General features: G+C 70.9%; 19 protein-coding genes. 6 read left to right on the top strand and 13 right to left on the bottom strand.

All coding sequences use genetic code 11. From position 1 onward, the window contains the following. Window positions 1-32: 32 nt before the first annotated feature. Together ACH4SP_RS33015 and ACH4SP_RS33010 are read right to left on the bottom strand one after the other, a co-directional pair. Complete coding sequence (locus ACH4SP_RS33015) at window positions 33-1,076, bottom strand: 3-isopropylmalate dehydrogenase (protein ID WP_398420434.1); 1,044 nt, start codon at window positions 1,074-1,076, stop codon at window positions 33-35. 84 nt (window positions 1,077-1,160) lie between these two features. After that, window positions 1,161-1,337, bottom strand: coding sequence for a hypothetical protein (locus ACH4SP_RS33010; protein ID WP_398420807.1), 177 nt, complete (start codon window positions 1,335-1,337; stop codon window positions 1,161-1,163). A gap of 324 nt (window positions 1,338-1,661) precedes the next feature. On the opposite strand from ACH4SP_RS33010, the gene ACH4SP_RS33005 reads away from it, so the two are divergent. Both ACH4SP_RS33005 and ACH4SP_RS33000 read left to right on the top strand, forming a co-directional pair. After that, a complete protein-coding gene (locus tag ACH4SP_RS33005) occupies window positions 1,662-2,021 on the top strand; it encodes a PadR family transcriptional regulator (RefSeq protein WP_398420432.1) in 360 nt (119 codons plus the stop codon). Beyond that, entirely contained in the window at window positions 2,018-2,779 is a 762-nt protein-coding gene (locus ACH4SP_RS33000; protein WP_398420430.1) for a hypothetical protein, read from the top strand. Before ACH4SP_RS33005 ends, ACH4SP_RS33000 begins: the two co-directional genes overlap by 4 nt. Window positions 2,780-2,840: 61 nt before the next feature. On the opposite strand, the gene ACH4SP_RS32995 is transcribed toward ACH4SP_RS33000, so the two are convergent. Then, entirely contained in the window at window positions 2,841-3,449 is a 609-nt protein-coding gene (locus tag ACH4SP_RS32995; protein WP_398420429.1) for a GNAT family N-acetyltransferase, read from the bottom strand. Between the two features lie 100 nt (window positions 3,450-3,549). Between ACH4SP_RS32995 and ACH4SP_RS32990 the strand changes: the two genes are divergently transcribed. From ACH4SP_RS32990 to ACH4SP_RS32980, 3 genes are read left to right on the top strand one after another with little or no spacing between them, the layout of a single operon-like run. Continuing rightward, window positions 3,550-4,152 carry a CDP-alcohol phosphatidyltransferase family protein gene (locus tag ACH4SP_RS32990; RefSeq protein WP_398420427.1) on the top strand — a complete coding sequence of 201 codons (603 nt, stop codon included), beginning with the start codon at window positions 3,550-3,552 and terminating at the stop codon, window positions 4,150-4,152. A 14-nt stretch (window positions 4,153-4,166) separates the two neighbouring features. Further along, window positions 4,167-5,204, top strand: a complete 1,038-nt coding sequence (locus tag ACH4SP_RS32985; protein WP_398420791.1) for a phosphatidate cytidylyltransferase — start codon at window positions 4,167-4,169, stop codon at window positions 5,202-5,204. Then, window positions 5,201-6,403, top strand: coding sequence for a lysophospholipid acyltransferase family protein (locus tag ACH4SP_RS32980; protein ID WP_398420425.1), 1,203 nt, complete (start codon window positions 5,201-5,203; stop codon window positions 6,401-6,403). The genes ACH4SP_RS32985 and ACH4SP_RS32980 overlap by 4 nt, the downstream gene beginning before the upstream one ends. On the opposite strand, the gene ACH4SP_RS32975 is transcribed toward ACH4SP_RS32980, so the two are convergent. The 4 genes from ACH4SP_RS32975 to ACH4SP_RS32960 form a co-directional block, all read right to left on the bottom strand. Then, complete coding sequence (locus tag ACH4SP_RS32975) at window positions 6,381-6,833, bottom strand: hypothetical protein (protein WP_398420423.1); 453 nt, start codon at window positions 6,831-6,833, stop codon at window positions 6,381-6,383. The two genes, ACH4SP_RS32980 and ACH4SP_RS32975, sit on opposite strands and share 23 nt — an antisense overlap. 56 nt (window positions 6,834-6,889) lie before the next feature. Further along, on the bottom strand, window positions 6,890-7,933 hold the full coding sequence (locus ACH4SP_RS32970; RefSeq protein ID WP_398420421.1) for a S1 family peptidase: 1,044 nt from the start codon (window positions 7,931-7,933) through the stop codon (window positions 6,890-6,892). 406 nt (window positions 7,934-8,339) lie between these two features. Then, window positions 8,340-9,971: an L-glutamate gamma-semialdehyde dehydrogenase gene (pruA, locus tag ACH4SP_RS32965; RefSeq protein ID WP_398420419.1), complete on the bottom strand. Its 1,632-nt coding sequence runs from the start codon at window positions 9,969-9,971 to the stop codon at window positions 8,340-8,342. A 61-nt stretch (window positions 9,972-10,032) separates the two neighbouring features. Further along, a complete protein-coding gene (locus ACH4SP_RS32960; protein WP_398420417.1) occupies window positions 10,033-10,959 on the bottom strand; it encodes a proline dehydrogenase family protein in 927 nt (308 codons plus the stop codon). 196 nt (window positions 10,960-11,155) lie between these two features. Between ACH4SP_RS32960 and ACH4SP_RS32955 the strand changes: the two genes are divergently transcribed. Then, the gene (locus ACH4SP_RS32955) at window positions 11,156-12,415 is read left to right on the top strand and encodes a PucR family transcriptional regulator (protein ID WP_398420415.1); all 1,260 of its coding nucleotides are present in this window, start codon (window positions 11,156-11,158) and stop codon (window positions 12,413-12,415) included. A 5-nt stretch (window positions 12,416-12,420) separates the two neighbouring features. Here ACH4SP_RS32955 and ACH4SP_RS32950 read toward each other — a convergent pair whose 3' ends face one another. From ACH4SP_RS32950 to ACH4SP_RS32925, 6 genes are all read right to left on the bottom strand, one after another. Continuing rightward, window positions 12,421-16,122 (bottom strand): glycoside hydrolase family 2 TIM barrel-domain containing protein, encoded by a 3,702-nt coding sequence (locus ACH4SP_RS32950; protein ID WP_398420413.1) that lies wholly within the window; start codon window positions 16,120-16,122, stop codon window positions 12,421-12,423. Between the two features lie 178 nt (window positions 16,123-16,300). Continuing rightward, complete coding sequence (locus tag ACH4SP_RS32945) at window positions 16,301-16,894, bottom strand: TetR/AcrR family transcriptional regulator (protein WP_398420411.1); 594 nt, start codon at window positions 16,892-16,894, stop codon at window positions 16,301-16,303. A 79-nt stretch (window positions 16,895-16,973) separates the two neighbouring features. Then, a complete protein-coding gene (gene serA / locus ACH4SP_RS32940; protein WP_398420409.1) occupies window positions 16,974-18,569 on the bottom strand; it encodes a phosphoglycerate dehydrogenase in 1,596 nt (531 codons plus the stop codon). Between the two features lie 238 nt (window positions 18,570-18,807). Continuing rightward, the gene (gene ilvC / locus ACH4SP_RS32935) at window positions 18,808-19,809 is read right to left on the bottom strand and encodes a ketol-acid reductoisomerase (RefSeq protein ID WP_398420407.1); all 1,002 of its coding nucleotides are present in this window, start codon (window positions 19,807-19,809) and stop codon (window positions 18,808-18,810) included. A gap of 162 nt (window positions 19,810-19,971) precedes the next feature. Continuing rightward, a complete protein-coding gene (gene ilvN / locus ACH4SP_RS32930; RefSeq protein WP_362416045.1) occupies window positions 19,972-20,499 on the bottom strand; it encodes an acetolactate synthase small subunit in 528 nt (175 codons plus the stop codon). Window positions 20,500-20,526: 27 nt separating this feature from the next. Next, window positions 20,527-22,383 carry an acetolactate synthase large subunit gene (locus ACH4SP_RS32925; protein ID WP_398420405.1) on the bottom strand — a complete coding sequence of 619 codons (1,857 nt, stop codon included), beginning with the start codon at window positions 22,381-22,383 and terminating at the stop codon, window positions 20,527-20,529. Window positions 22,384-22,553 lie beyond the last annotated feature (170 nt).

Genomic DNA, 22,553 nt, shown 5'->3' with positions numbered 1-22,553 from the left:
GGCAGGAGTGGAGGGGACGGAGAGCCTTCGGGTCAGCCCGCTACTCGTGCCGCGAGCGCGTCGCCGATCTCGTCCGTCGTACGGACCGCGGAGGCGCTGCGCCCGGCGAGGTCGGCGGAGACCGCGGCCTCGATGCGGACGGCCTCGGGCTCGTAACCGAGGTGCCGCAGGAGGAGCGCGACCGAGAGCACGGTCGCCGTCGGGTCGGCCTTGCCCTGGCCCGCGATGTCGGGCGCGGAGCCGTGCACCGGCTCGAACATCGACGGGAACGCGCCCGTCGGGTTGATGTTGCCGGAGGCGGCCAGGCCGATTCCGCCGGAGACGGCGGCGGCCAGGTCGGTGAGGATGTCGCCGAAGAGGTTGTCGGTGACGATGACGTCGAAGCGCTCCGGCTGGGTGACGAAGAAGATCGTCGCGGCGTCGACGTGCAGGTAGTCCGTGGTGACGGACGGGTACTCGGCGGCGACCCTGTCGAAGGTGTTCTTCCACAGGTGGCCGGCGTAGACGAGCACGTTGTTCTTGTGGACGAGGGTCAGCTTCTTGCGGGGGCGGGCCGCCGCGCGCTCGAAGGCGTCGCGGACCACGCGCTCCACGCCGTACGCCGTGTTGAGGCTGACCTCGGTGGCCACCTCGGCGGGCGTGCCGGTGCGCAGGCTGCCGCCGTTGCCGGTGTACGGGCCCTCGGTGCCTTCGCGTACGACCACGAAGTCGATCTCCGGGCGGCCGGCCAGCGGCGTCGAGGTGTTCGGGAAGAGCTTCGACGGGCGGAGGTTGATGAAGTGGTCGAAGGCGAAGCGCAGCTTGAGGAGCAGACCGCGCTCCAGCACTCCGGAGGGGACGGACGGGTCGCCGATGGCGCCGAGCAGGATCGCGTCGTGCTGCCCCAGCGCGGCCATCTCCGCGTCCGGGAGGGTCTCCCCGGTGCGGTGCCAGCGCCGGGCGCCGAGGTCGTACTCCTTGGTCTCCAGCTTCACGTCCTGCGGAAGGACGGAGTTGAGGACCTTGAGGCCCTGGGCCACGACCTCCTGGCCGATGCCGTCACCGGGGATCACTGCGAGATTGATGCTGCGAGACATGTCCGGGACCCTACTCCGCGTCCCAGGGGATGACACGTCGCGTCCACCATATGGACGCGACGTGCGATCCGTCCCGGGAGCGGCTCAGTGGCCGGTCTCGCCGCCGTTGTCCCGGCGGTCCAGGGCGCGCTGGAGCGCGGCCGCGGCCTGCTTGCGGTCGGCGGCCCGGTCGGAACGGGAGGAGTGGCGGACCCGGCGGGCGGCCGCCGGGTGCATCGCGGTGTGCATCGCGGCGTGCATCGTCATCGTCGTCTCGGACATGGGGGGATCGACTCCTTCAGAGGCATGGAAGTGCAGGGGGAATTGCTGCATCTGTGAGGCGCCGGAAAGAGGCGGGGAGCGGGTGCGGCAGGGGTTGCCTGCTTCGGGGCACCGGCCCGCGGCCGCCATTCGCTGATGGAGCGAGACGTTCGGCTCCTACAAAGCTAGGGCAGGTACGGGCAGCTGTCTCCACAGTTACTCGGACTTCCTACTATCTGAGACGCGATCACGCCCGACCCCTTGCACGGACTGGCCCGGGACCGCCATCTAGATAACTCCCCCAACTAGGTTGCATTCCTATCTAGCTGGTGGTGGAATACCGGCATGGCCGCAGACCGCAAGCCCGATCGCAGATCCAGTTGGCTCAAGGGAGTTCTCGACCTCCTCGTCCTCTCCTGCCTCACGGAGGGCGAGAGTTACGGGTACGAGATCTCCAAGGCGCTGGCCGGGGCGGGGCTCGGGGACATCAAGGGCGGCACGCTCTACCCGGTCCTGAACCGGCTCGAAGAGGCCGGGTACGTCGTCGGGGAGTTCCGCGCCACCGAGCGCGGACCCGGCCGCCGCTACTACCGGCTCACCGGCGAGGGGCGCACCGCACTGGCCCAACAGACCGGCGCCTGGCTGGAGTTCCACACCTCGGTACGGAACACGCTCACCGCATCGCTCACCACGGGGGAATCATGATGACTGCCAACGACACCTACTTCGACCGGCTCGGCGCCGCCCTCCGCGCGGGCGGCATGCCGGAGGCCGAGGTCACGGCGACCGTCGCGGACCTGACCGCGTACGTGACGGACGGGGCCGTCGCGGAAGGGGGCGCGGCCGACCCGGCGGAGGAGTTCGGCGCACCGGAGGAGTTCGCGGCGCGGCTGACCGGGGGCGCACCCGTCGAGGAACCGTCCGGCGGGGCCGAGACCTGGAAGTGGACCACGGACATCTACAACGACCGCAGGCTGCTCAACCAGTACGGCGACCAGGGCTGGGAGGTCGAGCGCATCGACCGCGTCGGCCGGTACGTCTGCCGCCGCGACCCGTCGGCCGCGCTGCGCTGGGAGTACCGGCGGGAGCCGGCGAACAACGCGAAGGAGCGGGCGGCCAGGACCGCCGGGCTGGCCCCCGACGCGTGGGAGCCGTGCGGGCACTGGGCTTTCTACATGTACTTCAAGCGCCCGAAGGCGGCGAGCGCGGGCCCGGCGGCGGAACTGGACACGCTCGTACCGGTGCCCGGCGAGCGGGTCGTCTTCGGCAAACGGCTGAGCAGGATGCTCCTGCTGCTCGGACTGTCCGTGCTGGCGCTCGCGGTGCTCTACGTGTGCGGCTACGGGAACTTCGTGGCGGAGCACCCGTGGGTACTGGCCGTCATGGCGGCCGCGGGCCTGGTGGGCGGAGTCGCGGGGTGGCGCGGCGTCAAGCGGGACGTCACCAGGAACGTCGAGGAGTGACCCCGCAGAACTCCTCGCAGGAGCTCCCCGCGGAACTCCCCGCAGGCGCTCCCCTCAGAGGTCAGAGCACGTCCCCGTCCCGCCAGTCGAAGAAGAGCCCCGCCTCCGCGTCCGGCAACGACCGCCCCGCGGCGGGCCGTACGTACGTCGTGCCCTCCTCCTCCGGCAGCCGTACGACACCGGCCGGGCCGAGCGCCGACAGCTCCCCCGGCCACACCTGCCACCCGCGCCCCAGGTAGAGCGCGGCCCCTGCCTCCGACGCGGACAGCGCGCCGAAGACGTACGCCCCGTCGACGATCTCCTCAAGGGCCGCCATGATCCGGCCGCCGAGCCCCTGTCGCCGACGGTCGGCGCGTACCGCGACGGCTTCGACGTAGCCGACCCGCAGCGAGTGCTCGCGGTGCAGCACCCGGCGCTGGACGAGGCTGCCGTGGGCGACGATCTCGCCGCCCTCGCTGATCAGCGCGTGCATGCCGCCGAGGCCGTGTTCCCAGTCCTCGTCCGCGAAGTCGCCGTCGAAGGCGGTGTCGAGGAGGGCGCGGACCTCGACGAGCTCGGCGGGGGTGAGGTGGGCGGTGTGGACGGTGCGCACCGTCGTCGCCCCGTGCGTCGTCGTCCCGTGCGTCGTCCCGTTCGGCGTCCCGTGCGTCGTCGTCCCGTACTCAGTCATGCACAGCACTCTCCCAGGCCCCGGCCGTAACGGGTACTCAGATGTGCTTTGAGTACGCGTGCCGTGTCGTACTGCCGGATACCGCAGCAGAGTTGGGGACATGTCCACGAAGACGTCTCCCCGGTCGCCCGGCGCCGGCCTCTACGCCCTGAAGCCCTGGTACGCGGCCCGGCTGTCCGGGGTACGCGCCTCGCTCGTCCGCCGCCGGGTGTCGCCGGACACGCTGACCGCCGCCGGAGTGGTGTGCGCGGCGGGCGCGGCTGCGGTGCTGGCCCTGGTGCCCGCGCCGTACGCGGCACTGCCGGTCGCCGTGCTTCTCGCGGCACGGCTCGCGTTCGCCAACCTGGACGGGGCGCTGGCCCGCGACACGGGGCGTACGACACGACGGGGCGCGCTCCTCAACGAACTGGGCGACCGGGCCGCCGACTTGATCGTCGTCGCGGGCTTCCTGACGCTGGCCCCGCTGTGGCTGGTGGCCACCGCGGGGCTGGCCGCGACACTCCCCTCCTGGGTCTCCCTGGCGGGCGCGGCGGCGGGCGCCGAGCGCCTGAACGGCGGCCCGGTCGGCAAGACGGAACGCTGCCTGCTGGTGGTCGTCGCGGCGGCCGTGCCCGGCTGGGCCTTCTGGGTGCTGGCCGTCCTGGCGGCGGGCTCGGCCCTCACGGCCGTCGTGCGGTGCGCGCGGTTGTGGAGGTCGCTGTGAGCGCGCGGGTTCCCATGCTGGTGGCGGGGGTGCTGGCGGTGAGCGGGGTGGCGCTGGCACTGGTCCCGGCGCGGGTGCGGATGCGCGGCGAACTGTGGAAGCGGTGGCGGACGTGGGCGCTGGCGGCTCCGCTGTACGTGGGCGCGCTGTGGCTCGGCACCCCGGGCGCGGTCGCCTTGGCGACGGGCCTGGGGGTGGTGGGGGTACTGGAGTACGGCCGGATGGCGTTCCCGCCCCCGGGGGCCGCGAAGCACGCCCCTTCGGGGGTGCGGGGAACTGCGCGACCGGCCACGACGCACCCGCACGGAACCGTTCACGCAGCCGCGCGGCCGGCGCTTTCGGGAAGGGGCGGGGCGGGGAGACAGCCCGCGCAGCGGCCCCCGCACCGGCCCGCCCTCCCGGCAAACGGGACCCCACCCCCGGTGAACCGAACCCCGCACCGCCCCACCCTCCCCACCGACCTCATCCCGCTGACCGCAGCCGCCCTCACCCTCCCCACTCTCGCTTGGCTCGCACCGCACCTCCTCGACCTCCGCGCCCTCGCCCTCCTCCTCGTCGCCGCCGCCCTCCCCGCGATCCTCACCGGCGACGCCGACCACGGCTTCACCCGGACCGCCAGGACCGCCTTCGGGATGCTCTGGATCCCGGCCGCCCTGACCGGCCTCGTCCTCCTCGGGCAGGACACCGCCGTGGCCGTCGGTCTCGCCGTCGCCCTCGGCGACGTCGGTGCCTGGTGCGGCGGCACCGCGCTGGGCAAGCACGGCCCCCTCGCGCGCCCGCTCTCGCCCCTCTCCCCGAACAAGACCTGGGCGGGCGTGGCCGGCTGCGCGGCCGCGACCGCCGCCGCCCTGGCCGCGGCCGGAGCCTTCACCCCCGTCCTCTGGGCCGCCGTCCTGCTCGGCTGTCTCCTCGGCGACCTCCTCGAATCCATGGTCAAGCGCGAGTCCGGCGTGAAGGACGCGGGCAGCTGGCTGCCCGGCTTCGGCGGCCTGCTCGACCGCATCGACTCCCTCCTGATCGCCCTCCTGCTCGCGATGGTGGTGACCCTGTGAGTACGACAACCGCACCTGTACGGACCCCGGCCCCGCACCGCACCCCCGCCCTGCTCCGCCGCGCCCTCTGGTGGAGCCTCCTCACCCTCACCGGTGGCGTCGAGCGCCGCGGGCGCCTCCCCCGCGGCGGCTGCGTGGTCGTCGCGAACCACTCCTCGCACGCCGACACCGCCGCCCTGCTCGCCGCGCTCGACGCCCGGCACGCCCCGGCGATCGGCGCCGCCGCCGACTACTGGTTCGCGTCCCCGTGGCGCAGCCGCGTCTGCCGTCGTCTCGCGGCCGGTTTCCCGGTGCGCCGCAAGGGCGGCGGCCTCGACGACCTGCTGTCCATGAGCGACGAGCTCCGCGCGGGCCGTGCCGTCGTCCTCTTCCCTGAGGGGACCCGGGGCGCCGGTGGGGCCGGTGCGGTCGGCTCCTTCCACCGCGGCGCCCTGCTCCTCGCCGAACGGGCCGGAGTCCCGGTGGTTCCCGTCGGCATCGCGGGCACCAACCGCCTCCTGCCCAAGCACGGCCGCCTGCGCTCCGCCCTCGTACGCATCCGGATCGGCGACCCGCTGCCGTCGACCGTCACCCCGCAGGAGGCCCGCGACGCGGTGGCCGCACTCCACCACCGTACGAACGCGGAATCGCTCCGCGACTCGGCCGTACGGCGCCGTGTCGCGGCGGTCGCGGCCTCCCGCTGGGGGCTGCCGATCGCGTTCCTGTGGGCGGGCGCGGAGGCGCTGAGCTGGCCGCTGATGCCCGAGCTCCTGCTCGCGGTGGCCTGCGTGGCCGCGCCGCGAGCCGCCCTGAAACTCTCCGCCACCGCCCTCGCCGGCAGCCTGGCGGGCAGTCTCCTCACGCTCCAACTCGCTTCGTCCGGCGTGCAGTTGCCCGCCCCGCTCACCACGGACCTGATGCGCGCGGAGGTGCGCGCGCAACTCGTCGCCGAGGGTGCGGCAGCCGTCCGCCACCAGCCCTGGAACGGCATCCCGTTCAAGGTGTACGCGGCGGAGGCCGGCCGCGCCGAGCTCCCCGCCACGGACTGGCTGCTCGCCTCCGCGAAGGCACGCGGCGCCCGCACGCTCGCCGTGGGCCTGGGCTTCGCGGCGTTCGGGCTGCTGATGCGGCGCTGGCGCAGGCTCTACCCGGGGTATCTGGTGCTGCTGGGGACGGGGTTCGCGGCGGGGCTGACGCTCATCGTGCTCGGCTGGAGCTGAGCCGGCCGGAGCGCGGGCGGGCGGGGCCGAGGTGGACGGCGTACAGGTACGCGTCGGGGAGGTGGCTGCGCCACAGCTTGAGCCGGGGGTGCGGGGGCCGTCCCGCCAGGGCCTCCGCCACCTCGTCCTGCGGATACCCGCACACGTCGACCCCGTCGAGGACGACGGGCACGGCGGCGGGCCCGAGGGGCGGGTCTCCGGCCCGTTCGAGATACAGGGTGTTCATCCCGTCGGCGTGCTCCCCGCCCACCAGGAGGTCCAGCCCCCGGTACGTGGCCGAGAACGACCACTCCAGTCCGCACACCCACGACTCGCGCACATCGCACAGTGTCGCGACGGCCCACTGGGCGGCCTGCTCGGACATGCCGTAGGCGAGGGTTCCGGCGCTGTGCGGAAGGACCATTCCCCGGTCCGGAAGAATCTCGAACACGTTCGCACCCTCGCACGGGTGGGGGCACGGGACCGCCCCCACCCGTGCGCTTCCGGTCAGTAGATGGTCACCCCGTACGCGGACAGCGCTTCCTTCACCGGCTGGTGGATGGCGGAGCCCGCCGTGCCCGTGCAGCCGGAGCTGCCCGAGTGGATGCCGAGGGCGACCGTGCCCGCGAAGTGGGCGCCGCCGCTGTCGCCGCCGGCCGAGCAGGCGGTCGTACGGACCATGCCGTAGACCGGTCCTTCGCCGTAGTTGACCGTGACGTTGACCGCGCTGACGGTGCCGCTGGTGACCTTGGTGGTGGAGCCGCTCTTCTTGAGGGACTGCCCCACGACGGCGTCCGCTGCCGAGGAGATCTCCTGGGCGGAGCCGTTGTACAGGTTCACGGTGCCGCCGGGGCTGGAGCCGTCGGTGAAGCGGACGAGGCCGTAGTCGTTGGTCGGGAAGCTGGTGCCCTCGCGGACGCCGACCGCCGACCCGCCGGACGTCGCCGACCAGGAGCTCGCCGAGTTGGTGCAGTGGCCCGCGGTGACGAAGTACGTCGACGTGCCCTTCTTGACGTTGAAGGCCGAGGAGCAGCGGTACCCGCCGCCGTAGATGGCGTCGCCGCCGATGATCTCCTTCTTGAAGACGCCGGGGACGCGGGCGATCCGCACCGCGCCGCCGAGGGAGTCGGCGACCTTGCGCAGCCGGGCCAGATCGCGGGCGGAGACGGAACTGTCGGCCTCGACGGCTATCTGGTTGGTGCGGGGGTCCAGACCCCAGGAGGTGCCGGCGATCTTCGCCTTTGCCTCCAACTCCCGCATGGCACCGGCCAGTTGGGCGGCGCTGCGCGCCACCAGCTTCGGGGTGGCGCCGGACGCGCGCACCTTGGCCGCGGCCTGTTCGGTCGTGACGGTGACGACCAGGCCGCCCGTCCTGGCGTCCACGTACGTACCGGCGCTGTCGGCACCCAGCTCGGCGCGTGCGGCGGAGTCCTGGGCGTAGAGCGACGGGGCCGCGCCGGGCGTGGGTTCGGCCCCGGCGGGGGTGGCGCCGAGGCCGAGAGAGGTGAGGAGGAGCAGGGCGGACAGGGTGGCGGTACGTCTGATGCGCATGGGGGATCTCCTTCTGGGCCGGCCGTCCGAGGGAGGTACGCGTGCTTCGGTGCCGTGGGGGCACCAGCGTTGAATTTGACATGCCCATCACGAACCCACAAGACCGCCCGTCGCCCGCGCGGGCCCTGGCGTCCGCGGTGGCGAAAGCTCTGGCGGGCGCGCGGAGGAGGTGCGCGCGAAGAATGTCTCACTTGCACGAGTAAGCGAGACATCTTTCGCGCGGGGGTACGCCGAGACTGCGGATTGCTCGGGGTCAGCAGGTCCTGTCTGCCCACTGGGCGGCCAGGAAAGCCGTGAATGCGTGACCGGCCGTGGACACAACACCGGCCGTGGACACAACACCGCCCCCGTCCGATGTGGGGTCGGACGAGGGCGGGGTTCAGGGGGCTGCCGCAGCAGCAGGGGCTCAGCCCTGGTGCGGGTAGCGGTAGTCGGTCGGCGGGACCAGGGTCTCCTTGATGGCCCGGGTCAGGGTCCAGCGCTGGAGGTTCTGGGGGGCGCCGGCCTTGTCGTTCGTACCGGAGGCGCGGCCTCCGCCGAACGGCTGCTGGCCGACGACGGCGCCCGTCGACTTGTCGTTGATGTAGAAGTTGCCCGCGGCGTAGCGCAGCTTCTCCATGGTGTGGGCGGCCGCGGCACGGTCGTTGGAGATGACGGCGCCGGTCAGGGCGTAGTCGGAGACCGACTCCATCTGCTCCAGCATCGCGTCGTAGTCCGCGTCGTCGTAGACGTGGACGGCGAGGATCGGGCCGAAGTACTCGTCCCGGAAGACCTCGTTGGCCGGGTCCGAGCACTCGATGACCGTCGGGCGGACGAAGTAGCCCTCGGAGTCGTCGTACGTGCCGCCCGCGACGATCGTGCAGGAGGCGTCGGCGGCGGCGCGGTCGATCGCGGCCTTGTTCTTGGCGAACGAGCGGGCGTCGATGACGGCGCCGATGAAGTTGTCGAGGTTGGTGACGTCACCCATGGTGATGGAGTCGACCTCGGCCGCGAACTCTTCCTTGAAGCCGTCGTTCCAGATCGAGGCCGGGACGTAGGCGCGCGAGGAGGCGGAGCACTTCTGGCCCTGGTACTCGAAGGAACCGCGGGTCAGCGCCGTCTTCAGGATGGCGCGGTCGGCGCTCGGGTGCGCGACGACGAAGTCCTTGCCGCCCGTCTCGCCCACGAGGCGCGGGTACGTGCGGTACTTGGCGATGTTCTCGCCGACCGTCTTCCACAGGTACTGGAAGGTCGGGGTCGAGCCGGTGAAGTGGATGCCGGCCAGGTCGCGGTGGTTCAGCGCGATCTCGGAGACCGCGATGCCGTCACCGGTGACCAGGTTGATGACGCCCTTGGGGAGGCCCGCCTCCTCCAGGAGCTGCATGAGCAGGACGGCGGCGTGGGTCTGCGTCGGGGACGGCTTCCAGACCACCACGTTGCCCATCAGGGCGGGGGCGGTGGGGAGGTTGCCCGCGATGGCCGTGAAGTTGAACGGCGTGATCGCGTAGACGAAGCCCTCCAGCGGGCGGTGGTCCATGCGGTTCCACACGCCGGCCGAGTTCGCCGGGGGCTGCTCGGAGAGGATGTCGCGGGCGTACTTGACGTTGAAGCGCCAGAAGTCGACGAGCTCGCACGGGGTGTCGATCTCGGCCTGCTGGGCGGTCTTCGACTGGCCGAGCATCGTGGACGCGGCCAGCGTCTCGCGCCACGGGCCGCTCAGCAGCTCGGCGGCGCGCAGAATGATCGCGGCGCGGTCGTCGAAGGCCATCGCGCGCCATGCCGGGGCGGCGGCCAGGGCGGCGTCGATCGCGTCCTGCGCGTCCTGGGTCGTCGCGTTGGCGTACGTACCGATGACCGACTTGTGGTTGTGCGGCTGCACGACGTCGAAGCGGTCGCCGCCGCCCATCCGCTTCTCACCGTTGATGGTCATCGGGAGGTCGATGGGGTTCTCGGCCAGCTCCTTGAGCTTGGCCTCAAGGCGGGCACGCTCCGGCGAACCGGGGGCGTAGGAGTGCACCGGCTCGTTGACCGGGGCGGGGACCTGGGTCACTGCGTCCATGTGTTCCATAGCTCCTTGCGTCAGAAGGTTGCGGGGTGTCGCGGGGCGAAGCGGGGGTGTGTCAGTTCTTGGTGATGATCGAGCGGCCGAAGAAGAGCAGGTTCGCGGGCTTCTCGGCGAGGCGGCGCATGAAGTAGCCGTACCAGTCGGTGCCGTACGCCGTGTAGACGCGCATCCGGTGGCCCTCGGCGGCGAGCCGGACGTGCTCCTCGCTGCGGATGCCGTACAGCATCTGGAACTCGTACTCGTCCAGCTTGCGCCCGGCGCGGCGGCCGAGCTCCTGCGCGATGGCGATGAGGCGCGGGTCGTGGGACCCGATCATCGGGTAGCCGTCGCCCTCCATCAGGATCTTCGTGATCCGGACGTACGCCTTGTCGATCTCGCCCTTGTCCTGGAACGCGACGGAGGCGGGCTCCTTGTAGGCGCCCTTCACGATGCGCACGCGGCTGCCGGCGGCGGCCAGGCGGCGGGCGTCGTCCTCGGTGCGGAAGAGGTATGCCTGGATGACGCAGCCGGTCTCCGGGAAGTCCTTCCGCAGCTCCTCGTGGATGGCGAACATCGAGTCGAGGGTGGTGTGGTCCTCGGCGTCCAGGGTGACCGTGGTGCCGATGGCGGCAGCGGCCTCGACGACGGGGCGTACGTTCGCGAGCGCCAGCTCGTGGCCGCCTTCGAGGGCCTGGCCGAACATCGACAGCTTCACGGACATCTCGGCCTTGGTGCCCAGGCCCAGGTCCTTGAGGTGTGCGATCAGGTCGAGGTACGCGTCGCGGGCGGCGTACGACTGCTCGGCGGTGGTGATGTCCTCACCGACGACGTCGAGCGTGACTTCCAGGCCCTTGGCCGCGGCGGCCACGACGATCGGTACCACCTGGTCGACGGACTCACCGGCGATGAACCGGCCGACGACCTGTTTGGTGCCCGGAGCAGCCGAGACGAAACGGCGCATCTGGTCGCTGCGCGATGCGGCGAGGATCACGGGACCCAGCACGGGGCACCTCCACTGAACTAAAAGACTCGAAGGTGCCGTGACCAGCTGTTTTGTGACAGAACTGGGACGGCACGGATAACCACGGTGAAATCTAGGTATCGCGCCGAGCCTGGACTACCGACAGCTGTCACGCATCCGGACACCCCGCCTCATACATCTGTCTGAAGAGGGGTTCCGGCGGTGCGAGAATGGGGCTGTGAATGCCGATTACCAGGATCTGGTCGACGAAATCTCCGCGCTGCTCGGCGCTCCGGCGACCCTTGAGGACCGGGATTTCCGGCTGATCGCCTTCGGTGCGCACGACAGTGAGGACGCGGGCGCGATGGACCCGGTCCGCACCCGGTCGATCCTCACGCGGCGCTCGACGGCGGAGGTCAAGGCCTGGTTCGAGCGCTTCGGCATCGCGACGGCGAGCGGACCCGTGCGCATTCCGGCGGACCCGGGGGCCGGGGTGCTGCGCGGCCGGCTGTGCCTGCCGGTGCGGCACCGGGAGACGGTGTTCGGGTACGTGTGGCTGCTGGCCGGGGACGCCCCCGCGCCGACGCTGCCCTACACCGAGCTGGCGGACTCAGAACTGGACGCGGCGATGGCGGTGTGCGGCCGGATCGGCGCGCAGCTCGCCGACGAGGCACGGGCCCGCGCCGATCTCGGGCCGCATCTGTTCACCCTGCTCACCTCCGAGTCCGATGACCGCCGGGAGGCCGCGCTCACCGCACTGTCGGGACCGCTGGGGGCGGGCGGGCCCTACGCCCTGCTGTGCGCCGCACCGTGGGCCGGGCCGCTGCCCGGTCTGCGTACGGTGCCGGGGGCCTCGGCCCTCACGCTCGTACCGGTGCCGGGGGCTTCCGGGCCCCGCCTGGCGGTGCTCGTCAGGCTGGGCGCGGGGGCGGACCTGGGGCCGGCCCAGTCGGCGTCGAGGACGCTGCTGGCGGGGACGCCGGGGGGTGGTGCGTCCGGGGGCGCGTCGGGAGGTGGCGCGTCGGGAGGTGGCGCGTCGGGAGGTGGCGCGTCGGGAGGTGGCGCGTCGGGCAATGCCCCCTCCGCCGTCGGCATCGGCACCGCCGTCCGCAGCCTCGCCGACCTGCCAGCCGCCTGGCGCGAGGCCTCCGCCGCCGTGCGCGCGGCGCTGGCCCGCCCGCACCTCGGCCCCGTCGCCGAATGGTCGGCCATCGGCCCGTACCGCCTCCTCGCCGCCCTCCCCGACAGCGGCCCGGGGCACCCCGTCGACCCCGCGGTGGGTCCGCTGCTCACCCCCGCGCACGCCGAACTGGCCCGCACCGCCGAGGTGTTCCTCGACTGTGCGGGCCAGGCGGGCCGTACGGCGACGGCCCTCAACATCCACCGGCAGACCCTCTACTACCGGCTGTCCCGGGTGGAGCAGCTCACCGGCCTCGACCTCCACGAGGGCGAGGACCGGCTGCTGCTGCACATGTCGCTGAAGGCGGCGCGGCTCTAGGGCCTTCAGCGGGTCGACTCCGCCTCCTTCGGGGTCAGCGGGCGCAGCGTGAGGGTGTAGTCGTACGACTGGTCGGCCCTGACCCGGTACTCGGGGCGGACCGGGTTCGGGGTGTCGCCGACGCCGGTGACCGCGTGGTCGGCGTGGAAGGTGTTCCAGCCGTCGTTGCGGCGGACCTGGTGGGGGTAGGCGGCCCGGTCCAGCTCGTCGTACGCGGTGACCGACGCCTCCAGGTCGCCGGAGACGAGGAGCCCGCCGGTGCGGCCGTCGGAGAGCGCCGCCCAGCGGACGTCGTCGTGGTTGCCGTGCTCCTGGGGGCGTACGTAGTCCACGTACTGGTCCTGGACCGAGGTCGACCAGGTCCCCATCGGTGTCCCGTCCTTGCGGTCGTTGTAGTTCTCGACCGGCCCGCGCCCGTACCACTGGAAGGTGTCGTACTTCTGCGGGACCTTCCACTGCAGGCCCATGCGCGGGAGGTACGACAGCTTGCGGAACTCGCCGCGCGGTTCGACCTGGTGCTGGACGCGGACCGCGCCCGAGCCGTCGACGCGGTACGTCACCGTCTGGCCGAAGGACGCGCCGGTGACGTCGGGGGCCGCGGCGGTGGAGCGGACGGTGACGGTGACCGTGCCGTCGGGGGCCGTCGTGGTGTCCGTGGAGTCCACGGTGGTGCGCAGCCGGTCGAGGCCGAGCGCCCGCCACCGCTTGGACTCGGCGGTGCCCCAGTCGAAGCGCTCATTGCTGATCGGGTTGCGCCAGACGTCCAACTCAGGCCCTGCGGTGAGGAGTTCACGTCCGCCGGACCGCATGGAGGACAGGGTTCCGGACTTCTTGTCGAAGGTGTACGAGAAGGAGTCGCCGGTCACCCTGGTCGCGCCGCCCTGCTCGGCGGCCTTCGCCCTGCCGGTCGCGGGCAGCGTCGCCGGGAGGCCCGGCACCTTGTCGCCGCCGACCGCGAACTGTCCGAAGGAGACGGTGTGTCCGGCCTTCGCCCAGTCCGCATCGCGGGCGGTGACCGCCCGTACGGTGAGATGGCGTTCGTAGCCGCCGGGGTTCGCGGGCGGGGCGGGCAGCCGGATCTCCTCCGTCGCCCCCGGGGCCACCTCCAGGGCACGGGTGCCGGAGGCCACGACCTTCCTGCCCTCGGTCACCTCCCAGCGGAGCCTCAGGTCCGAAGTCCCGGTGAACGCACGCTCGTTGAAGACCTTGACCCTGCCCTCGCGTGCACCGCCGTCGGTGATCCGGATCGGTGCCTGCACCCAGGCGAGCTGTGCGGTCTCGGGCTGCGCCCCGCGGTCGGAGGAGATCAGGCCGTCGACGCCGGACTCGTACAGCCCGTAGGAGAGATAGCTGCCCTTCTTCTCGAAGCGGTCGAAGTCGAGCGCGAGCAGGGCTCCCGATGCGGGGTCCTGGTCGGCGGCGAGCTGGGCGGGGCCGAGCGCGGTGCCGTGGACGCGGACCTGGTCGACGGCGCCGCGGGCGGTGTGGCCCCCGTAGCCGTCCTCCATGGTGTCGCTGTTGCGGCCGACACCCAGGTCGAAGCCGGTGTAGTCGATGTTCCCCGTGTACGGGGTCTCGGCGAGCTGCTTTCCGTCGACGTACAGCCGCAGCGCCTTGCCGTCGTACACGCCGGTGACCCGGTGCCAGGCGCCCGACCAGCCGGTGGCCGGGACGGGGGCGGTGACGGTGCGGGCCCTGCCGCCGCCGGTGAGGGTGAATTCGAGGGTGTGCGCGTCCTTCATCCGCAGCACGTACTGCTCGCCCTTGCTCAGGATGGTGAAGTCACCGGTCCACGGTTCGAGGGGCTTGATGCGGGCGTCGAGGGTGACGGCCGAGCCGGTGAGGTCGAGGGCCTTGTCGCGGTAGAGCTCGACGAAGTCGTCCAGACCGGAGAGTTCCAGGGCCTTGCCCCGGTGGCCGGGGACCACCTTCGGCTTCCCGGAGAGCGAGGCCGCGATGCGGTTGCGGGAGGAGTCGGGGGTGGTGATCAGCGGGCGGCGGATGTTCTGCTCGGCCCAGTCCCAGATGAACCCGCCCTGGACGTTGGGGTGTTCACGGACGACGTCCCAGAACTCCCGGAAGTTTCCGAGGCTGTTGCCCATGGCGTGCGCGTACTCGCCCATGACGATCGGTTTGGTGAAGGTCTTCGCCTTCTCGCGCAGGCCCGCGGGCGTCGGATAGCGGGGCCCGGAGATGTCCGCGAACGGGGCGTCCCCGTCGGGCGAGTTGGACTGGTGGTAGAGCGGCCGGGTCGGGTCCGCCCTGCGGGTCCAGTCGGCCATCGCGTAGTGCGCCTTGCCGAGTCCTGCCTCGTTGCCCGTGTCCCACATGATGACGCTGGGGTGGTTCTTGTCGCGCTCGACCATGCCCTGGTGGCGCTCCAGGAAGGCCTTCTGCCACTCGGGCCGGTCGGCGAGGCAGTCGGTCGGGCAGCTCTCGTGGCTGTGCGTCTCGACCTCCATCTCGTCGTCGATCAGGATGCCCTCCCGGTCGGCGAGCTCGTAGAGGTACGGGTCGGACGGGTAGTGGGAGGTGCGGATCGCGTTGACGTTGAGCCGCTTCATCAGCGCGACGTCCTGCTCCATGCGCTGCTTCGTCGCGTGCCGCCCGGTGTCGGGGTCGGTCTCGGCGCGGTTGACGCCCCGGATCAGGACGCGTTTGCCGTTGAGCCTGAGCTGCTTGTCCTTGATCTCGATCTCACGGAAGCCGACGTTCTGCCGGACGGACTGGACGGCGCGTCCTTCGGCGTCGCGCAGCGCGAGCGCGAGAACGTACAACTGCGGTGATTCGTCGGACCACTTGGCCGGGTCCTTCACCTGTGCCGTGAGGTCGGCCAGGCCGCCGTTCACGGGGGCGGAGAGACGCTGCACCTCGTGTCCGCGCGGGTCGAGGAGCGTGCCGGAGACCGTGAGGCCGTTCCCTTCGCCCTTCACCTCAACCTGCGCGCTCAGGGTCGCGTCCTTGTACGCGGCATCAAGGTCAGTGCTGATCTGCGCGTCCTCCATGCGCGTACGAGGCGTGGAGTAGAGCGTGACGGAGCGGAAGATTCCGGCGTACCGCCACTGGTCGTAGTCCTCCAGGTAGGAGCCCGCGGACCAGCGGTGGGCCTGGACGGCGATGCGGTTCTTGCCGGGCTTCAGGTGAGAGGTGACGTCGAACTCGGCGGGGACGTAACCCCCTTGGTCGTATCCGACGTACTCCCCGTTCACCCACAGGAACCAGCCCGAGGTCACCCCGTCGAAGCGGAGCACCTGCCGCCGGCCGTCCCACTCCTTCGGCATGTCGATGTCGCGGACGTACGCACCGGTCGGATTGGTCTCGCGCGGCACCTTCGGCGGGGCGTCCGGCACCATTTCGGACTGGACGTTGCGGAAGACCGGGTGGTCGAGGTCGTCGGTCTGCCAGGTGTGCGGCACCTTGACCTGCTGCCAGCCGGAGGTGTCGTAACCCTCCTTCCAGAACCCCTCGGGCGCCTTGTCGGGCCGTTCGGCGATCTTGAACCGCCACTGTCCGTCGAGACTGCGCTCCCACTTGCGGGCGTCGCTCTGGCGGAGGCGGGCGTGCGGGGGCTCCTGCCCCTCCCCCGTCATCCCCGGGTCTTCGAGGTACGTGTGGACGTCGGCGGGAAACTTGCCCAGGTCACCCTGCCGGCCCGCGGCGCTGCCACCGGCCGTCACACTCAGTCCGACGGCTGCGGCGAGTGCCACCACCGCGCTCAGTAATCTCCGGCCGCTTCTCGGCCCTGTCGCGCCCGTACGCACCATGCCACCTCGCAGATTCAATACGAAACCACCAGACATGAACACGCGCGCACCGTATTCAACACCTGACGTGTCGTCAATGGGGCGCGCGTGGCCGGTGATTGAGGTGGTACGAATGCGGAGGTCAGCTCTCCTGAGCCGTGGGCCGCTGCTCCATGAACGCCCGCAGGCCCGCCGTCAGGTCCTTCGCGGACGGCGCGGTCTCGGGGTCGGTCATCCACTGCACCATCACGCCCGCCATCAGCGCCTGCGTGAGCATGCCCGCGGCCCGCGCCTTCTCCGGGTCGGCCTCGGGGTCCATGCCGAGGAAGGCCTCCGCCATCCCCGAACGGCCCTCCTCCTGCGGCCCCTTGATCGCCTCGCGCAGCGCCTCGTCGTGTTCGAGGCGGGTGACGACCTCCAGCTGCAGCTTCCACACCTTGCGGCTGATCTCGAAGGAGTCGATGACCTGGCCCCAGACCGCTTCGAAGCGGGCGTACGGATCGGCGGGCAGCGGCGCCGCGCCCTCTCGTCCCGCCGGGCCGACCGCGTTGCCCCACTCCTCGGTCAGGGCCAGGAAGGCCTGGTTGAGCAGGGCCTCCTTGGAGCCGTAGTGGTAGCCGATGGAGGCGAGGTTGGTGCCGGACGCGGCGACGACGTCACGGGCGGTGGTCCGGGCGTACCCCTTGTCCAGCAGGCACTGCTTGGCGCCTTCGAGCAGATCCTCACGATGTCCCATGGATGCAGCGTACCCCCGCCCTAGACGCTTGTGTAAGACAAACGTCTAGAGCAGGGGTACGCCATGGACGACTGCCGTACTAGTCGGCCAGGTTGACCGAGCGGGCCGAAGCCGCGCCGATCTCCTCGGCCAGCTCGCCCAGGACGTTCTGCGGGACGGTGTCGTCGACGGTGAGGACCGCGAGGGCCTCGCCGCCCGCGCCCGCACGGGCGACCTGCATGCCCGCGATGTTCAGACCGGCCTCCCCTAGGACGCGGCCGACGGTGCCGACGACACCCGGGCGGTCCTGGTAGCGCAGGACGACCATGTGATCGGCGAGCGCCAGGTCCACGTCGTACTCGCCGATGGCGACGATCTTCTTGAGGTTCTTCGGACCGGCCAGCGTGCCGGAGACCGAGACCTCCTCGCCGCCGGTGAGGGTGCCGCGCACCGTCACCACATTGCGGTGCTCGGTGGACTCGCTGCTGGTGGTGAGGCGGACCTCGACACCGCGCTCCTGCGCGAAGAGCGGCGCGTTCACATAGGACACCGTCTCCTCGACGACGTCCTCGAACACGCCCTTGAGCGCGGAGAGTTCGAGCACCTTCACGTCGTGCTGGGTGATCTCGCCGTACACCTCGACGTCGAGGCGGGCCGCGACCTCGCCCGCCAGCGCGGTGAAGATCCGGCCGAGCTTCTCGGCCAGCGGCAGACCCGGTCGTACGTCCTCGGCGATGACGCCGCCCTGGACGTTGACCGCGTCCGGAACGAGCTCACCGGCGAGCGCGAGACGGACGGACTTGGCGACGGCGATGCCCGCCTTCTCCTGCGCCTCGTCGGTCGACGCACCGAGGTGCGGGGTGCAGACGACCTGGTCGAGCTCGAAGAGCGGGGAGTCCGTGCAGGGCTCCTTCGCGTACACGTCGAGGCCGGCGCCGGCCACGCGGCCCTCCTTGAGCGCCGCGTACAGCGCGGCCTCGTCGACGATGCCGCCGCGGGCCGCGTTGACGATCCGTACCGAAGGCTTGACCTTGTGCAGCGCCTCGTCACCGATCAGCCCCAGCGTCTCCGGGGTCTTCGGCAGGTGGACGGTGATGAAGTCGGAGACTTCGAGCAGCTCGTCCAGCGTCAGGACCTTCACGCCCATCTGGGCGGCGCGCGCGGGCTGCACGTACGGGTCGTAGGCGACGACCTTCATGCCGAACGCGGACATCCGCTGGGCGACCAGCGCGCCGATGCGGCCGAGGCCGACGACGCCGAGGGTCTTCTCGGCCAGCTCGACGCCGCTGTACTTCGAGCGCTTCCACTCGCCGTTCTTGAGCGCGGAGTTGGCCTGCGGGATGTTGCGGGCCGTGGCGAGGATGAGGCCGCAGGCGAGCTCGGCGGCGGTGACGATGTTGGAGGTCGGCGCGTTGACGACCATCACGCCGGACTTGGTGGCGGCGGAGACGTCGACGTTGTCGAGGCCGACACCGGCGCGGGCGACGACCCGCAGCTTCTTCGCGGCGGCGATGGCCTCCGCGTCGACCTTGGTCGCGGAGCGGACGAGGATCGCGTCCACGTCGGCGATGGCGGGCAGGAGTTCGGCGCGGTCGGCTCCGTTGCAGTGCCGGATCTCGAAGTCCGGCCCCAGGGCGTCGACGGTCGCGGGCGACAGCTCTTCAGCGATGAGTACGACAGGCTTGGCAGTGCTCACGTGAGTCCTCACTTGTGCTTTGCGGACGGCCGTCCCGACGGCCGCAGGCGTGGAGAGGGGCCGCGTGGAAGACGCACGACGCTGTGGGCCTGACGCGTGGATGTGGTTCAGAAGTGTAGTAGTACGCGGCCGCGGATACTCCGCCTTCTTGGCGCGATCACTCGTCCGGGGCTCGACGTTGTGTCGAGTCGAAGGCGGGGGCCACAGCCCGAAGCTGTGACCCCCGCCCCCTCAAGGCTTACGCCTCGTCGTCGTTCACCCAGCTCATGAGCTTGCGGAGCTCCTTGCCCGTGGTCTCAAGCAGGTGGTCCTCGTCGGCCTTCTTGTACTCGGAGTACTTCTTCAGGCCGCCGTGGTACTCGTCCATCCACTGCTGGGCGAAGGTGCCGTCCTGGATCTCGGCCAGGACCTTCTTCATCTCGGCCTTGGTGGCGTCCGTGATGATGCGGGGGCCGGTGATGTAGTCGCCCCACTCGGCGGTCTCGGAGACCGACCAGCGCATCTTCTCCAGGCCGCCCTCGTACATCAGGTCGACGATGAGCTTCAGCTCGTGGAGGCACTCGAAGTAGGCGATCTCCGGCTGGTAGCCGGCCTCGGTCAGGGTCTCGAAACCGGCCTTGACCAGGGCGGCCGTACCACCGCAGAGAACGGCCTGCTCACCGAACAGGTCGGTCTCGGTCTCCTCGGTGAAGGTCGTCTTGATGACGCCGGCCCGGGTGCCGCCGATGGCCTTCGCGTACGACAGGGCCAGCTCGAAGCCCTTGCCGGTGGCGTCCTGCTCGACGGCCGCGATGCACGGAACGCCGCGGCCCTCCTCGTACTGGCGGCGGACCAGGTGGCCCGGACCCTTCGGGGCGACCATGGCGACGTCGACACCGGCCGGCGGCTTGATGAAGCCGAAGCGGATGTTCAGGCCGTGGCCGAAGAAGAGGGCGTCGCCGTCCTTGAGGTTGTCCTTGACGGACTCCTCGTAGACCTGGGCCTGGATCGGGTCCGGGACGAGGATCATGATGACGTCGGCCTCGGCCGACGCCTCGGCCGGGGTGACGACGCGCAGGCCCTGCTCCTCGGCCTTGGCCTTGGACTTGGAGCCCTCGTGCAGACCGACGCGCACGTCGACGCCCGAGTCGCGGAGCGACAGCGCGTGGGCGTGGCCCTGGCTGCCGTAACCGAGAACCGCGACCTTGCGGCCCTGGATGATGGACAGGTCTGCATCGGCGTCGTAGAACAGCTCGGCCACTGGGTTTCTCCTATGTGTGCGGGTTGTGCGACCCACCGTACGGCGGGCTTCGGAAAGAAAGTTTGCGGGTCTCGCCATCTGAACGAGCCCCATAGGGGCGCGGGGAACTGCGCGACCAGCCACGACGCACCCGCAGGTGAACACCGGCCGGTCGGCGCAGGATCAGGCGCTTCGGTCCAGGGCGCGCAAGGACCGGTCCGTGATGGACCTCGCCCCACGCCCTATGGCAATCGTCCCCGACTGCACGAGCTCCTTGATGCCGAACTGCTCCAGCATCTTCAGCATCGCTTCGAGCTTGTCCGCGCCACCGGTGGCTTCGATGGTCACCGCGTCGGGCGACACATCCACCGTCTTGGCGCGGAACAGCTGGACGATCTCGGTGACCTGGGAACGCGTCTCGTTGTCGGCGCGGACCTTCACCAGGACGAGCTCCCGCTGGATCGCAGCGGCGGGCTCCAATTCGACGATCTTCAGTACGTTGACGAGCTTGTTGAGCTGCTTCGTCACCTGCTCCAGCGGCAGGGCCTCGATCACGTTCACCACGATGGTGATGCGCGAGATCTCGGGGTGTTCGGTGGTCCCGACGGCGAGCGAGTCGATGTTGAAGCCGCGCCGGGAGAAGAGGGCGGTGATGCGGGCGAGGACGCCGGGCTTGTTCTCCACCAGGACGGAGAGCGTGTGCTTGGACATGATTCTCTCTCTGCTCTTGTCGCTCACTCAGTCGTCTTCGTTGTCGCCGAAGTCGGGGCGGACGCCCCGGGCGGCCATGACCTCGTCGTTGGAGGTGCCGGCGGCGACCATCGGCCACACCATGGCGTCCTCGTGGACGATGAAGTCGACGACGACCGGGCGGTCGTTGATGGAGTTGGCCTCTTCGATGGCCTTGTCCAGGTCTTCGGGGCGCTCGCAGCGGATCGCGTAGCAGCCCATCGCCTCGGACAGCTTCACGAAGTCGGGGACGCGGGTGCCCTTGGCGGGGACGCCGTCACAGTCCTGACCGCTGTGCAGCACGGTGTTGGAGTAGCGCTGGTTGTAGAACAGCGTCTGCCACTGGCGGACCATGCCGAGGGCGCCGTTGTTGATGATGGCGACCTTGATCGGGATGTTGTTCAGGGCGCAGGTGGTGAGTTCCTGGTTGGTCATCTGGAAGCAGCCGTCGCCGTCGATCGCCCAGACGGTGTTGTCCGGCATGCCGGCCTTGGCGCCCATGGCGGCCGGGACCGCGTAGCCCATCGTGCCCGCGCCGCCGGAGTTGAGCCAGGTCGCGGGCTTCTCGTACTGGATGAAGTGCGAGGCCCACATCTGGTGCTGGCCGACGCCCGCCGCGTAGATGGTGCCCTCCGGGGCGAGTTCGCCGATCCGCTGGATGACCTGCTGCGGGGACAGCTGGCCGTTCTCCGGGAGGTCGTAGCCCAGCGGGTAGGTGTCGCGCCAGCGGTTGAGGTCGTTCCACCAGGCGGTGTAGTCGCCGGTGTTGCCCTCGGTGTGCTCGGCCTGGACGGCCTGCACCAGGTCGGCGATGACCTCGCGGGCGTCGCCGACGATCGGGACGTCGGCGGCGCGGTTCTTGCCGATCTCGGCCGGGTCGATGTCGGCGTGGACGATCTTCGCGTACGGGGCGAAGCTGTCCAGCTTGCCGGTGACGCGGTCGTCGAAGCGGGCGCCGAGGGCGACGATCAGGTCGGCCTTCTGGAGCGCGGTGACGGCGGTGACCGCACCGTGCATGCCCGGCATTCCGACGTGCAGCGGGTGGCTGTCGGGGAATGCGCCGAGCGCCATCAGCGTGGTGGTGACGGGCGCTCCGGTGAGCTCCGCGAGGACCTTCAGCTCGGCGGTGGCCTGCGCCTTGAGGACGCCGCCGCCGACGTACAGCACGGGCCGCTTGGCGGCGGTGATCAGCTTGGCGGCCTCGCGGATCTGCTTGGCGTGCGGCTTGGTGACGGGCCGGTAGCCGGGCAGGTCGTTGGTGGGCGGCCAGGAGAAGGTGGTCTGCGCCTGGAGGGCGTCCTTGGCGATGTCGACGAGGACGGGCCCCGGGCGTCCGGTCGAGGCGATGTGGAAGGCCTCGGCGATGGTGCGCGGGATGTCGGCCGGGTCGGTGACCAGGAAGTTGTGCTTGGTGATCGGCATCGTGATGCCGCAGATGTCCGCCTCCTGGAAGGCGTCCGTGCCGATCGCCTTGGAGGCGACCTGACCGGTGATCGCGACCAGCGGCACGGAGTCCATGTGGGCGTCGGCGATCGGGGTGACCAGGTTGGTGGCGCCGGGACCCGAGGTCGCCATGCAGACCCCGACCTTGCCGGTGGCCTGGGCGTATCCGGTGGCCGCGTGGCCCGCGCCCTGCTCGTGGCGGACCAGGACGTGGCGGACCCGGGTGGAGTCCATCATCGGGTCGTACGCCGGCAGGATCGCACCGCCCGGAATGCCGAATACCGTGTCGGCCCCGACCTCTTCGAGCGCCCGGATGAGCGACTTCGCGCCCGTCACGTGCTCGATCGGACTGGTGCGGGGTCCGGTGTTACGGGGCCGGGGCTGCGGATGGTGGGCCCCGGTGGCCTGCTCGGTCATCGGCATTCTCTTCTCGAAGCTGAGGGTTTGAGCTGAGGGTTCTGCGTGGTGCTGCAAGGTGCCGGTGCAACAAAAAACCCCCCGTGCCGTCAGGCAAGCGAGGGGAGCGCGTCGGGGGGAGACAAGCAGGTTCGGCGGTGAACCTTGCTTCAGCCGACGCGCTTTCCAAGTACGAG

Source organism: Streptomyces sp. NPDC021093, assembly GCF_044333135.1.
Lineage (GTDB): Bacteria > Actinomycetota > Actinomycetes > Streptomycetales > Streptomycetaceae > Streptomyces.
This window is presented reverse-complemented; position numbering and strand designations above follow the sequence as displayed.

Bases quoted from the DNA above. Each gene is read 5' to 3' on its own strand.
- ACH4SP_RS32945 (WP_398420411.1), bottom strand. From the start codon at position 16,894: ATGGGACATCGTGAGGATCTGCTCGAAGGCGCCAAGCAGTGCCTGCTG.
- ACH4SP_RS32925 (WP_398420405.1), bottom strand. From the start codon at position 22,383: ATGCCGATGACCGAGCAGGCCACCGGGGCCCACCATCCGCAGCCCCGG.
- ACH4SP_RS32985 (WP_398420791.1), top strand. From the start codon at position 4,167: ATGCTGGTGGCGGGGGTGCTGGCGGTGAGCGGGGTGGCGCTGGCACTG.
- ACH4SP_RS33015 (WP_398420434.1), bottom strand. From the start codon at position 1,076: ATGTCTCGCAGCATCAATCTCGCAGTGATCCCCGGTGACGGCATCGGC.
- ACH4SP_RS32970 (WP_398420421.1), bottom strand. From the start codon at position 7,933: ATGCGCATCAGACGTACCGCCACCCTGTCCGCCCTGCTCCTCCTCACC.
- ilvN (WP_362416045.1), bottom strand. From the start codon at position 20,499: ATGTCCAAGCACACGCTCTCCGTCCTGGTGGAGAACAAGCCCGGCGTC.
- ACH4SP_RS33000 (WP_398420430.1), top strand. From the start codon at position 2,018: ATGATGACTGCCAACGACACCTACTTCGACCGGCTCGGCGCCGCCCTC.
- ACH4SP_RS32995 (WP_398420429.1), bottom strand. From the start codon at position 3,449: ATGACTGAGTACGGGACGACGACGCACGGGACGCCGAACGGGACGACG.
- ACH4SP_RS33010 (WP_398420807.1), bottom strand. From the start codon at position 1,337: ATGTCCGAGACGACGATGACGATGCACGCCGCGATGCACACCGCGATG.
- ACH4SP_RS33005 (WP_398420432.1), top strand. From the start codon at position 1,662: ATGGCCGCAGACCGCAAGCCCGATCGCAGATCCAGTTGGCTCAAGGGA.
- ACH4SP_RS32990 (WP_398420427.1), top strand. From the start codon at position 3,550: ATGTCCACGAAGACGTCTCCCCGGTCGCCCGGCGCCGGCCTCTACGCC.
- pruA (WP_398420419.1), bottom strand. From the start codon at position 9,971: ATGGACGCAGTGACCCAGGTCCCCGCCCCGGTCAACGAGCCGGTGCAC.